Source organism: Psychrobacillus sp. FSL W7-1493 (assembly GCF_038004905.1).
Taxonomy (GTDB): domain Bacteria; phylum Bacillota; class Bacilli; order Bacillales_A; family Planococcaceae; genus Psychrobacillus.
In genome coordinates this window covers 3,025,162-3,038,249 of sequence record NZ_JBBOSB010000001.1, presented here as the reverse complement: position 1 = coordinate 3,038,249, position 13,088 = coordinate 3,025,162, and the positions used below count along the sequence as shown (strand labels likewise).

12 protein-coding genes are annotated in these 13,088 nt (G+C 36.3%); 5 read left to right on the top strand and 7 right to left on the bottom strand.

Annotated elements, in window-relative coordinates; all coding sequences use genetic code 11:
- Positions 1–5 precede the first annotated feature (5 nt).
- The gene (locus tag MKX96_RS15280) at positions 6–2,321 is read left to right on the top strand and encodes a 5'-nucleotidase C-terminal domain-containing protein (protein WP_340884877.1); all 2,316 of its coding nucleotides are present in this window, start codon (positions 6–8) and stop codon (positions 2,319–2,321) included.
- A 473-nt stretch (positions 2,322–2,794) separates the two neighbouring features.
- On the opposite strand, the gene menC is transcribed toward MKX96_RS15280, so the two are convergent.
- From menC to MKX96_RS15260, 4 genes are all read right to left on the bottom strand, one after another.
- A complete protein-coding gene (gene menC / locus MKX96_RS15275) occupies positions 2,795–3,904 on the bottom strand; it encodes an o-succinylbenzoate synthase (protein WP_340884874.1) in 1,110 nt (369 codons plus the stop codon).
- Positions 3,905–3,930: 26 nt separating this feature from the next.
- On the bottom strand, positions 3,931–4,221 hold the full coding sequence (locus MKX96_RS15270; protein ID WP_298467017.1) for a hypothetical protein: 291 nt from the start codon (positions 4,219–4,221) through the stop codon (positions 3,931–3,933).
- A gap of 71 nt (positions 4,222–4,292) precedes the next feature.
- The gene (locus MKX96_RS15265; protein ID WP_298467020.1) at positions 4,293–5,153 is read right to left on the bottom strand and encodes a MurR/RpiR family transcriptional regulator; all 861 of its coding nucleotides are present in this window, start codon (positions 5,151–5,153) and stop codon (positions 4,293–4,295) included.
- A gap of 336 nt (positions 5,154–5,489) precedes the next feature.
- Positions 5,490–5,639, bottom strand: a complete 150-nt coding sequence (locus tag MKX96_RS15260) for a hypothetical protein (RefSeq protein ID WP_169358770.1) — start codon at positions 5,637–5,639, stop codon at positions 5,490–5,492.
- Between the two features lie 210 nt (positions 5,640–5,849).
- Between MKX96_RS15260 and MKX96_RS15255 the strand changes: the two genes are divergently transcribed.
- Entirely contained in the window at positions 5,850–6,047 is a 198-nt protein-coding gene (locus tag MKX96_RS15255; protein ID WP_169358771.1) for a hypothetical protein, read from the top strand.
- Positions 6,048–6,068: 21 nt separating this feature from the next.
- On the opposite strand, the gene MKX96_RS15250 is transcribed toward MKX96_RS15255, so the two are convergent.
- Both MKX96_RS15250 and MKX96_RS15245 read right to left on the bottom strand, forming a co-directional pair.
- Positions 6,069–8,060, bottom strand: coding sequence for a thioredoxin domain-containing protein (locus tag MKX96_RS15250; protein ID WP_340884869.1), 1,992 nt, complete (start codon positions 8,058–8,060; stop codon positions 6,069–6,071).
- A gap of 263 nt (positions 8,061–8,323) precedes the next feature.
- Positions 8,324–8,500, bottom strand: a complete 177-nt coding sequence (locus tag MKX96_RS15245; protein ID WP_169358773.1) for a hypothetical protein — start codon at positions 8,498–8,500, stop codon at positions 8,324–8,326.
- A gap of 323 nt (positions 8,501–8,823) precedes the next feature.
- On the opposite strand from MKX96_RS15245, the gene guaC reads away from it, so the two are divergent.
- A complete protein-coding gene (gene guaC / locus MKX96_RS15240) occupies positions 8,824–9,807 on the top strand; it encodes a GMP reductase (RefSeq protein WP_298467027.1) in 984 nt (327 codons plus the stop codon).
- Between the two features lie 118 nt (positions 9,808–9,925).
- Here guaC and MKX96_RS15235 read toward each other — a convergent pair whose 3' ends face one another.
- Complete coding sequence (locus MKX96_RS15235; RefSeq protein ID WP_340884864.1) at positions 9,926–11,290, bottom strand: FAD-binding oxidoreductase; 1,365 nt, start codon at positions 11,288–11,290, stop codon at positions 9,926–9,928.
- Positions 11,291–11,395: 105 nt separating this feature from the next.
- Here MKX96_RS15235 and MKX96_RS15230 point away from each other — a divergent pair, with 105 nt between their 5' ends.
- A complete protein-coding gene (locus tag MKX96_RS15230; protein ID WP_169358776.1) occupies positions 11,396–12,064 on the top strand; it encodes a GntR family transcriptional regulator in 669 nt (222 codons plus the stop codon).
- On the top strand, positions 12,061–13,086 hold the full coding sequence (locus MKX96_RS15225; RefSeq protein WP_251552731.1) for a DctP family TRAP transporter solute-binding subunit: 1,026 nt from the start codon (positions 12,061–12,063) through the stop codon (positions 13,084–13,086). The genes MKX96_RS15230 and MKX96_RS15225 overlap by 4 nt, the downstream gene beginning before the upstream one ends.
- Positions 13,087–13,088: the final 2 nt, after the last annotated feature.

Genomic DNA, 13,088 nt, shown 5'->3' with positions numbered 1-13,088 from the left:
AAGACATGAGAAACAAAAAAATTAAACAGACCGCAGTAGCGGCAATAGTGGCTACATCATTATTCTCAGCTTCAAGCATTTCCTTCGCAAGTACACCTTTTCAACAGGTAGTAGATAATGCCAGAAAAGACATCAAACAAGCATCCTATTCTTACAATACACCTGCTCAAGCTGGGAAATTAGCAACGAGCAAAGAGTTGTATCCTATTTTAAATAAAGCTAAAACAAATTATCAAAAGGCAAGAAACGAAATTAATAAATCGAATGTAAAAAATAAAGCTGCTCTTCTAAAAAGTCTAGATGAATTATATACGGAACGAGTGACAAAAGGACTTATTCCTTATATCGACGCATATAACTATGCAGACAAATACTTAACACCAATCATGAAAGAAATAGAAGCTGCTGAAGCTAGTAATGATTGGGCTAAAATCGAAAAAGGGTACCACAAGTTATCTGCCCAATTAAAAACAAGAACAGCAATCCTATATCGTTTTACGGGAAGAGATGCTCGTCATCTATTGCTAACTCAATACAAGGATCCAGCTAATGAAGTAAGAAACGAATTGATGGTTCCGGTGACCGTTTATATGAAGGTCAAGCAAGCGCAGGCATTACTGACTGCAGATAAAACAGAGGAAGCAAATAAAGTAATTGAAACAATCCAGCCACTTCTTGACAGACTACCAAGTGACAAGGACCTTCCTGCAGTTAAACAGCTTTTAGAGATGGTTCATGCATTAGCTGATCATGTAGATGCAGACTTCACTCTATCTGTTATGCATGTCAATGATACACATGGCCACGTAGAAAAAGGGCCAAAACGTGTCACGGCAGTGAAAGAATATAGAACGTTGCATCCAGATGCGCTACTTGTAGATGCAGGAGATGTATTGACTGGTACACTATATTTTAACGAATTCAAGGGACAAGCAGACGTAGAAATGATGAATCTCATGAACTATGATGTGATGACGTTTGGTAACCACGAATTTGATTTAGGGTCTTCTCCTGAGGGACATAAAGCTTTAAAAGAGTTTATCGAGAAATCCAATTTCCCATTTGTTAGCTCCAACGTAGACTTCTCTCAAGATGATTTATTCAATGGGCTATTTAATGTAAAAGTATCATCGGACCCTAAAAATGGACAAATCTACAGCGGTATCGTAAAGGAAATTAACGGTCAAAAAGTTGGTATCTTTGGTTTAACGACTGCTGAAACAGAAGGAATTTCAAGTCCAGAAAAAGTGAAATTTACAGACTACATTAAAGCAGCTCAAACGATGGTAGATGAGTTTGAAAAACAAGGAATTAACAAAGTAATGGCAGTTACTCATATTGGTTACGATGACAACCCCGCAGTAGATAATGATTTGATGCTAGCAGCCGCTGTCACAGGAATCGATGTAATTGTTGGTGGACACAGTCATACACAGCTGGACAAGCCTGTGATTGTTAATAAAGACAGTAAGGGTGTTGAGAAAGATCCTACCGTGATTGTGCAAGCATATCAATATAGCGAATTCCTAGGCACTTTAGAGGTAGACTTCGATAAAGATGGTAAAGTAATAGCTCATGAAGGTGCTTTAATACCGATAAAAGATCAAAAAGATGATGAGGAAGCCCTTAAGCTTATCGAAAAGTACTCCACGAAAGTTAAAGAAGTTGAATCAAAAGAAATTGGAGTAACTACAGATAAAGATTTAGAAAATCTTCGCCTAAGTGGTGATGATTCACAGTCAAGCGTACGTAAAAATGAAACGATACTCGGCAATATAATTACAGATGGAATGTTAGCAAAAGCTAAAAAGTATGATGCCAAAGTAATCATGGCACTTCAAAATGGTGGAGGAATTCGTTCAGATATTAAAGCAGGACCAATCACTGTTGGTGACGTAATTACGGTACTTCCTTTCGGTAATACATTAGCGACAATGGAAATCAGTGGTGCTGACCTGAAGGCTGCATTTGAGATCAGCTTTAAATCATATCCAAAGGAAAATGGAGGATTCTTACACGTTGCTGGAGGTAAGGTAGAATTTGACTCATCGAAGCCAGCGGGTGAAAGAGTTGTTTCTATTAAATACTTTGGTGCTGATGGTAAATTAGTAGACGTGAAGGATACAGAGACTTATGTAATTGCTACCAATGCGTTTACAGCTAAGGGTGGAGACAGCTACGATGTTTTCGAGAAAATTTATAAAGCTGGTAAAGTAACTGACTTAGGTCTTTCTGATTGGGAGAATTTAAGAGAACAGTTTGAATCCCTTGATAAAATACCTACAGAAATAGAAGGTAGAATTGTAGATGTAAAAAAATAGTCTTAACTTTTTTCAGGAGGCTGGGACGTAACTAGTCTATAAATTAAAAAACATGAAACGGAAACTCGATTTCATGTTTTTACTTCATTTTAAAGGTCCGCACAATTTCTTGTAAGAAACCTTTCAATTTTAGTTGTTTGAAGTGGAGGTGGCGACTCCTGGGGGAACAGCACGAGCTGAAAGCCCCGCAGGAGCGAAGCGACGAGGAGATTGAAGCCGTGCCCCCGGAAAGCGTCCACTGTAACGGAAAACAACTACAGGTATATTTGAATAGAAGCCTCGAAAAATTTACAAGGTCGTAAAATTTTCGAGGCTTTTTATTTTTGAGTAGAGTTTTGTCCCACCCTCTTTTTAGATGAGAATAAGTAGGAGGGAACAAGTATACGTAATATTCTTTAAAAAGGATTGACACATGACAATAGGGCTGTAAGTGTAGTTTGCACTTACAACCCTTTTTTAAATGAAGATATTTTCTAGGCTTTAAATTCCCACAGATTCTCCGTGAATTTTTTAATTGATTCTAAATTCGGCTCATAGCCTATCCCATAGCCTGTCGGCACTGTAATATATCCATCCTTGGCAACGACTTCAGGAGTAATAATATCCTCCTCCCAATAACGGGATGAACTCGATGTGTCTCCCGGAAACGTAAAGTTAGGTAACGAGGCAAGTGCAATATTATGTGCACGACCAATACCAGCTTCCAGCATTCCACCACACCAAACTGGTATATTTTTTTCTAAGCAATAGTCATGAATTTTTTTTGCTTCTGTAAGTCCCCCGACGCGACTTATTTTTATATTAATAACTTTAGCGCTACCTAATTCTATGGCTTTTTTTACATCTTCAAGTGACAGGATACTTTCGTCTAAGCAAATAGGTGTTTTAATTTCTCGTTGAAGTTTTGAGTGGTCAACTATATCATCGTAACCTAAAGGCTGCTCAATCATTAAAAGATTATATTGATCAAGCTGCCTAAATATTTCTATGTCATCTAAGGTATAGGCTGAATTAGCATCTGCCATTAAAGGTAATTCGGGAAACGCTTCTCTTAGAGCAGAGATTAAAGAAATATCGCTTCCGGGTTTGATTTTCACTTTAATACGTTTATACCCTGCCTGTACGTAATTCTTTACGACACTTATAAGTTCATCAGAACTCTTTTGTAAGCCAATGCTGACTCCCACTTCGATATTTTTGAAGGTCCCACCAAGTGCTTCAGATAAAGGAAGACTATTTCTTTTTGCGTAAAGATCCCAAATAGCACCTTCTATCGCAGCCTTAGCCATATTGTTTTTACGAATAGGGGAAAATATAGCAGACACTTCATCTGGATGATTTATATCCTTATTTAATAGTAACGGGATTAAGAAATCCTTAATAATATGTAAATTAGTTTGAAAGGTTTCCTCGTTATACCAAGGGGCATGAAAGGCGGTAGACTCACCCCAGCCGGTATTTCCACTTTCGTCCATAACTTCGACTAACAAAAAAGGCTTCTCCTGTACACTGCCAAAGCTTGTTACAAACGAATTTTTCATCGTCATATTTAGATGATGTAATTTTACTTTTTTAATAATCATTTTTATAGAACTCCTTAATTGGGAGGTTATTTCATCTTTTTTATAAACTGATAATAATTCACCGGTTCCTTAGTTTTACGAACAGCAATTATGGAATAATTTTCAATGAATAGAGTTTGTATGATTTTTCTAATCTGAAGGTCCCATTTTAATGCTAGATCAGGCTCTGTGACCCGCATTTCTTGAATCAGTTGAGGAATTGGCACTTCATAAGCTTCCTCAGTCGGTACAAATATGCGTGGCTCGATTAAGACAGGATAATTATTTTCTGTAAAGTCAATGTGAAAAGGCTGTGTAAACTTTGTATTCTCCGGCATCGATTATCCTCCGCTTTCTTACTCTTAATCTACCACTTTTTATACTTAATTTCATTGATATCCTACTAAAATTAAGAATTTTCATCGGCACCTTCAAAAAGAAAATGACTTGGGATACTTTGATACATCAGCTGTCTATTTTTAAAGGCATCCTTTTGTTCCACTATTAACCCTGAAACAATGGCATTCATAAAAGAAAACAAAGGTGCAACGGCATCAAAGGTTGACTTGTTTTGTGTAGATACAGGGAATAACACGTCGCTATATTCATGTATAGGGGCAAGCATAGAATCACTTATGCCAATAATATAAGCCTTTTGTTTTCTAACTAATTCTGCAATTTGAAGCGTTTCTTTCAAATAACGGTGAAACGATATAATAATTACTACCGAATTTGAATTCATGCTAGCAATGGTCCTAATCACATCTTCTGTGTCCGGTCTTATAAAGTGAACATTTTCTTTTACTAAACCAATTGAAAAGGAAAGCCAATTGGCGGCAGGGTAGGAGGTACGAAGGCCTAATACATATATTGATTTTGCCTTTGAAAGTCTTTGTACGGCTGCGTAATAAGATGCGGCATCGATTTGATCCATAGTAGCTTGAATAGATTGAATATCTTTTTCCATGACTTGTCTATGAAAGCTTTCTTCCTTAGATAATTCAATTTCTGTGTATTGGTAAGGACTTGTTGAGGATTCGTTGATAAAATAATGTTCACGCATAAGCTTTTGAAGTTCTACATAGCCGGAAAAGCCAAGTGTATAGGAAAATCGAATAACAGTGGATTCACTAATTCCTATTCTTCCTCCTAATTCGGCAGCTGAACAAAGCGCTATATCCCGAGGATGATCTAATACATAAGTAGCCATTTTTTTTTGGCTTTTAGACATAGTAACAAAATTTTCACGAATAAGATTTTGTAATTGCACGGGGTTCTCCTTTTGAAGTTAAGGCGTTATTTTTTATGTCGTTTGAAGGTTAAGCTTCAATTTCTGATAATGCTTAATTTATCATAATATTCCATTCATTACAATTACTTTTTTTAGATAGGGGTTTTAAATAGTATATATCAATGTATATATATAAAATCCTTTTTTTATAAAGGACACAAACAATAAGGTACAGAATGTTCTTATTTATAGGTGAAAGTTAATTGATTTATGTTTTAGGTCAACGGTTTTAGCTAATCCAATCAAGTTCATAAAAATTTCACAACTGCATTTTCGCGCAACCCAATAAAAAACCCCACGTATGGTGGGGGATAGTTATTTATTCTCTTTTTTCTCCTGAACTATTTTTTCTTCTTCGTCAAAAAATGGACAGCCTTCTCCAATCATATTAAGGGAGGCAATTTCATCTAGATCTTGCCTTCTTTTCATTTCATTAGAATCAACAGGATTTGAATTTGAGCTCAACCAATATCCCCTCTCAACTTTTACTTCAATATATTCTAGCGGAAAAGAAAAAAGTCCAAAAAAAAAATTTCATTCCGTAAATTGAGGCTAAAATTCTATTATTTATGCGTATATCATCGCATTATGTCATAATCACGATATATATTTAATTCTGAAAATTGCAGAAAAAAGTAGATAGAGTAAAATAATAAAAAAGAAGGAGGTCTATTAATGTCGGTTCAACATTTTGTAGATGGAATGAATAAAAGTATAATTCATGTGGAAAAGTCAGTAGAACAAATGGTGCATCAAACTAGCATGACAAAAATCGACCAGCAACAAATAATGCGAGCTTTAATTGAATTGAGTGAAAAAGTAAAGCTGATTGAGATGTATATTCACATACCAAAAAAAGAAGACCACTCTTGATGTCTTCTCCATGGAATTTATTTAAGTTATTTCTTTAATGACTTTTTCTATATCTTTAAGTGGTGCATGGCAACTATTATTTTGACAAATTTCTACCGACAAGGTTTCTAAAGGCGCTGTGGTTGACCAAATATCAAACGGTCTATATGTTGTCTGAAGCACCTTTAAGATATCGCTTATTGGGTTACCAATTAACTTAATTTCTCTTCCTTTGCTATTTAACGATTGGAATGCCATTAGCGAAGACAATAGAGAGGTAGGATAAAGTGTAATTTCCTCAGCAAAAGTGGAAATAGTATTTTCAGCTAGTTGAAGCATATCTGGATTGTCGGTAATTTTAGCTAACCTCCAAAACTGCCAAGCGATTGTCCCGTTCCCAGCAGGAATAATTTGATCCATAATTATTTTTTCTCGAACAATTAGTTTTTCTCCACGCGTACTCGTAAAATAAAATCCACCATTTACTTCATCTTTAAAGTTGTCCATGATCTCTGAGGCTATCTGTTTTGCCTTCTCTAAATACTCTTCCTCATCCGTTGCTTCATAAAGCTCAACAAATGCCCACAACAAATTTGCATAATCATCCAAATAAGCAACGTTCTTCGCTTCACCATCTCTATAAGTTGCGTATAAAACATTTTCCTTAATAAGATGATTTTCAATAAATTGCACAGCTCTTTTTGCAGAGCTTATAAAGTGAGGATTCGTAAAAGCTGCTCCAGCTTTGGCAAGAGCGGCAATCATTAAAGCATTCCATGAGGTAATTATTTTGTCGTCAATATGTGGGTAAGCCCTATTCTGACGATGCTCTAATAGAATAGCTTTAGAAGCATCTAATCGTTCTTCCAATTCATCCTCCGATATATTAAATTCCTCTAGAATAGAAGCAATATCAGTATAGATTAAATTAGGTATATTTCTTCCATCAAAATTACCTTCTTCTGTAATATCATAGGATCTTGCAAAAAGTGTACCTTCATCCTCACCCAAGACTTGTATTACTTCCTGAAAAGACCAAACATAATAAGTTCCTTCTTCACCTTCACTGTCCGCATCAATTGCTGAATAGAATGGACCTTCGGGATGAGTCATTTCTCGTTCAACAAATTTAACAGTGTTGTATACAACTTCTTCATACTGAGGGATTCTAGTAATTTGATAAGCCTCCGTATATGCCATTAAAAGTAATGCCTGGTCATAGAGCATTTTCTCAAAATGTGGAGTAAGCCACATTTCATCCGTTGAGTATCTAGCAAATCCACCACCAAGATGATCGGAAATTCCACCACGAGCAATACCGTCCAATGTAATTTCAACCATATGAAGGGCATCATCCTCATCAGTTTCATGATAATACCTCATTAAAAAGAGCAACTGTAGAGGGGAGGGAAACTTAGGTTCTTTACCGAAGCCTCCGTGCTGAGAATCGAACATACCAGCTAACTGATGAAAGGCAGTTTCTATTATATTTGGCTCTATAGCTGTATGGTTGTTAGTTGTAGTAGTTACTTGAAAGGCTTCTATTAATTTTTCACTTACTTCTTCTAGTTGATCAAATTCATTTTCATATGCTTTATGTAAGCGAGGCAATAAATCTAACAGTCCAGGTTTCCCATATTTTTGTTCCTTTGGAAAATAGGTTCCCGCGTAAAAAGGCTTTTGGTCAGGCGTTAGAAAAACATGGAGTGGCCAGCCGCTTTCTCCAGTTAGCATTTGACAAATAGTCATATATATCGAGTCAATATCCGGTCTTTCTTCACGATCTACTTTAATCGATATGAAATGCTTATTTAATATGTCAGCGACCTCTTGATCCTCGAACGATTCTCTTTCCATTACGTGACACCAGTGGCATGTACTATAGCCAATGCTTACAAACAGAGGTTTGTTTTCCTTGTGTGCTTTTTCAAAAGCTTCCTCTCCCCATGGAAACCAATCAACAGGATTATTGGCATGCTGAAGTAAATAGGGAGATTTTTCTTTGGATAATCTATTGTGACATTGTGACGACATGAACATCCCACTTTCTGTCTTTAAATGTTATTAAATACTTTACCCTTACTGCTAATTAGTTACTCTTTATTTCTTGAAAATATCTCTAGTATAGCTGAATTTTAGTGGCATCAATTTCATGATTTTTCTATGTAAATAAAGCGAAACTTTAATAGAAAATAAAATGACTAAAGTTCTTTTAATAACACACAGGAGCTAAGTTTTATTGATGAAGAAAAAAAGAATCCTGTTTACGCTTAGGTAAACAGGATTCTTTACAATTGCTAAATACTTACGCCGAGTGACACAAGTAAATAGTTGAGGGAAACGATTGCTACAGATATGTGCAATAAAACCGTTAACCAGTTTTTTTGTGTCCCTTGAAAGTCTTGTACTAGCATAGCCACTGACCATATAAAAATAAATAGGTAAGCAAACTGTAATAGTATAGCTGGCAACATAATAAAAACCTCCTCTCTCTTAACATATGAAATAGATTAGTAATGGATTCCGCTCGTGCCTGTCTACAAAATAATTTCTTAATTCACACGAGTAGGCACTATTTTATTTACTGGTTAGTTATAAACCTTTTTATTTACTATATAACGCTCCTTCACGTTATTTTCATGCCATTTCATACAAATGCTTCTATGTCTTCGTTCCTAATATTCATGTTTTTCTCTAAAAGTCTTTGACAAGAGTGGAGAAATCATGTAAATTATCAAATGGGCGAACAATTACCTTTGTTTTTAATATAAATATTCGTGTTTGGGAGTGTTGAGGCGTGGAAAACGTATTTGATTATGAGGATATTCAATTAATTCCTGCGAAATGTGTGGTTAACAGTCGTTCGGAATGTGATACAACAGTTTCGTTAGGTGGGTATAAATTTAAATTACCGGTAGTCCCTGCAAACATGCAAACAATTATAGATGAAAAAATAGCTTTGTATTTAGCTGAAAAAGGATATTTTTATATCATGCACCGATTTCAGCCAGAAAAGCGTATAGATTTTATTAAGGATATGCAATCTAAAGGCTTGATTGCTTCGATAAGTGTTGGTGTCAAAGAGGAAGAATATCATTTCATAGAGGAATTAGCGAACAAGTCATTAGTACCTGAATTTATTACAATAGATATTGCACATGGTCATTCTAATGCCGTGATTAATATGATTAAGCATATTAAAAGTTATTTGCCAAAAAGCTTTGTGATTGCAGGAAATGTAGGAACTCCAGAGGCTGTACGGGAGTTAGAAAATGCAGGAGCAGACGCTACTAAAGTTGGGATTGGACCAGGGAAGGTTTGTATTACAAAGATTAAAACAGGCTTTGGAACTGGTGGATGGCAGTTAGCTGCGTTACGCTGGTGTGCAAAAGCTGCTAGTAAACCAATCATAGCGGATGGCGGTATTCGTACACATGGCGATATAGCTAAGTCTGTTCGATTTGGTGCATCCATGGTAATGGTCGGTTCACTTTTTGCTGGTCATGAGGAATCTCCTGGAGTGACGATTGAAAAAGATGGAAAACGTTTTAAAGAATACTTCGGATCTGCTTCTGAGTTTCAAAAAGGGGAAAAGAAAAACGTTGAAGGCAAAAAAATGTTCGTCGAGCATAAAGGACATCTTGAGGATACTTTAAGAGAAATGGAGCAGGATTTACAATCTTCCATTTCGTATGCAGGCGGAAACAAATTGGACGCTATTCGTAATGTAGATTATGTCGTTGTGAAAAACTCCATTTTCAATGGAGATAAGGTATATTAATTTTAAAAAAAGGACTGCACAGTGAATTAAACTGCGCAGTCCTTTTGAATATACACGAAAGCGTATATATTACTACTTTCTACTAATTATTCGTGCTATTACATAAAAATACGAATAATTAAATAAATATTTTCCCAGGGTTTAAAATTCCATTCGGATCAAATAATAATTTAATAGACTTCATTAGCTCCACTGCCTCACCATGCTCCTTAAGCTGGTATTTCATTTTACCGACTCCAACTCCGTGCTCCCCTGTACAACTGCCACCCAAGTCGATCGCTTTTAAAGCAATCTGGTCATTTGTATACTTGGCTTTTGCTACTTCTGTTGGATCGTTAGGGTCGTACATGACCATCGTATGGAAATTACCATCACCCACATGTCCGAACACGCCACCTAGAAGACCACTTTCCTCTATTAGCATGCGACCAAATACGACCATTTCTGCTAACTTGGAAATAGGTACACAAGCATCGGCCCCAGTGTTATCTTTTCCTTTAATATGCTTATAGGCATAAGAAAGTTCATGACGAGCCTTCCAAATGTCAGCTCGGTCTTTTGGGGAATTGGCGCGCTCCCAATTGTTGCAGTCTAAATCTTTCATTAATTCTTCTACCACGGTTGCTTCCTCTTCCACGATATTGGGAGTACCTGCAAATTCAAAGAATAGAGAGTGCTCTTCTGGGAATCCATAATCCCCATATACATTTACTTGTTTTATACTTTCAGCATCTACTAATTCCATTCTAAGTACCGGAATCCCACACGATAAAACTGCTTGAGCAGCTTCAGCACATTTTCCAGGTGACTCAAACGTACAACGAGCAGCTATCACTTTTTCTGGAATGCCATGAAGCTTTAAAGTAACCTTTGTAATTACTCCTAACGTTCCTTCTGATCCAGCCATAATTCCATTCAAGTTATAGCCCGAGGAAGATTTTTTTGCCTTGGATCCTGTATGGATAACGGTACCGTTTGCTAAAACAACTTCTAAATCTAAAATTTGATCTCTCATTGAGCCGTATCGTACAGCGGTCGTTCCACTTGCATTATTTGCAACCATTCCTCCAATGGAGGCATCAGCACCAGGATCAATTGGAAAGTATAGACCGTGCTTATTGACAAAATGGTTTAGCTGTAGACGAGTGATACCTGGCTCCACAGTAACCATCATATCCTCAGGATTAAATTCTATTATTTTTTTCATATTATCAAAACTAATAGAAATCCCCTTGTGAATTGGAATAGCTTGACCTTCAAGGCCAGAACCAGCGCCATATGGAGTAACAGGTACTTTATGTTCATTAGCTATTTTAAGAACGGTCACAATGTCCTCTACACTATCCGGGAACAATACAAAATCTGGCTCCACAAAAGGGTGGGAGGATTCATCTCGACTATGTCTATATAATTCTGATTCACTTTTACTTATTTTCTCTTTTCCTAGTACTTCTTCAAATTGGTCAAATAGATGTGCTTCCATAAATGACAATCCTCCTGTATATCTAAAAATTCAAAATATTTATTTACAATAATATTAACATAATATATTATTCATGTATACAGTATACAGGAAGGAGAAATTATTTTGAAAAAGCTTTCTCCAAAAGAATCTTTAGCTGATCAAGCGTTTAATGCTTTAAAGGACGCTATCATTAGTGGAAAACTAGCACAGCAGGAAGAATTACCGGAAGAAAAGCTAGCGTTAGATTTAGGGATTAGTCGAACTCCCCTGCGTGAAGCTTTAAAAAGATTAGCAGCTGAGGGTCTAGTTGAAGTAAATAAGGCTAAACCGGCAATTGTAGCAACTTTTACAAAAGAAGACGGGCTACACTATATGGAAATACGTAGATTATTAGAAATATATAATATTGACCAAAATGCAAATTATATTTCCGAGGAAGTATTGTGTGCACTAGAAGAAAATCTTGTGGAGCAATTAACTTCCATTAAAGAAGAAAGATACAACACGTTTAACGACTTAGATCAACAGTTTCATTTGCTGATTGGAAGTATAGGACCCAACAGAAAGCTGGGTGAACTGATAAATGATGCTAACGCTGGAAGTAATCGTGCTTTTCTGATTCTTTCCAATACATTAGAGGTCAGCGCAGAGGAGGCTTATTATGAGCATGAAGAGATAGTACGTGCCCTGCGGGTACAAGATAACGATTTGGCTAAACAACTTATGGCAATTCACCTAGATAATGTAGAAAGAAGATTTTTATTATATTTCAATGAGGAGGAAAAGAAATGAAAAAATTATTAGCTATACTACTGATCACTTTACTTACGTTAAGCGCATGTGGAAGGCCATCAACAAGTACGTCAACATCTAGCTCAGGGGAGGAACAAGAGCAATATACACTTCGAATTGCATACTTAGTATCTGAAGAGCAATCTACTCATCTAGCAGCTAAGTCTTTTAAAGAAAAGTTAGAGGAAGAATCGGATGGACGTTTAAAAGTTGAACTATATCCAAATGGACAATTATATGCATCCGATCGTGAAGGAATTGAAGCTGTACAGTTAGGTAATATTGAAATGACTATTCCAGCAGTAGCACCATTAGCTTCTTTCAATAAAAAGTTTATGGTTTTTGACTTACCATTTTTGTTTAATGACCATGATGCAGCATATCGTGCGCTCGATGGAGAATTAGGAGATAAGCTGCTTGCTGAATTAGAGAGCAATGATATGAAGGGACTTGTTTTTGCGGAGAATGGATTCCGTCATATGTCTAATAACGAGGGACCAATAGAGGGAATAGAAGATTTAAAGGGCTTAAAATATCGAACATTAGAAAACCCGGTACATACAGACACATTTAAAGCTTTTGGTGCCAATGCCTCACCTTTTGCTTTTGGGGAATTATACACGGCACTGCAACAAAATACATATGAAGCAATGGAATCACCCATTTCTTTATATTATACAAACAAGTTTTACGAGGTTCAGGAATATCTAACTTTAACTAGCCACGTCTATGCTGCAACTATTTTGTTGATGAACAATGACTTCTTTAATAGTTTACCAGACGATTTGCAGGAGTTAGTGCAAACTGCATCTGAAGAGTATCGAACAGAGCAACGTGAAATTGCTCAAAAGCAAGATGTAGAATTTCTTGAGAAATTAAAAGAAGAGGGCATGCAAGTAAATGAGCTGACTGATGAGCAACGGGACGAGTTCAAGGCCGCAACTCAATCCGTATATGACAAATACGTGGCTGAAATAGGAGAAGATTTAGTTAATATGGCAGAAGAAGCAAACAATCAATAATA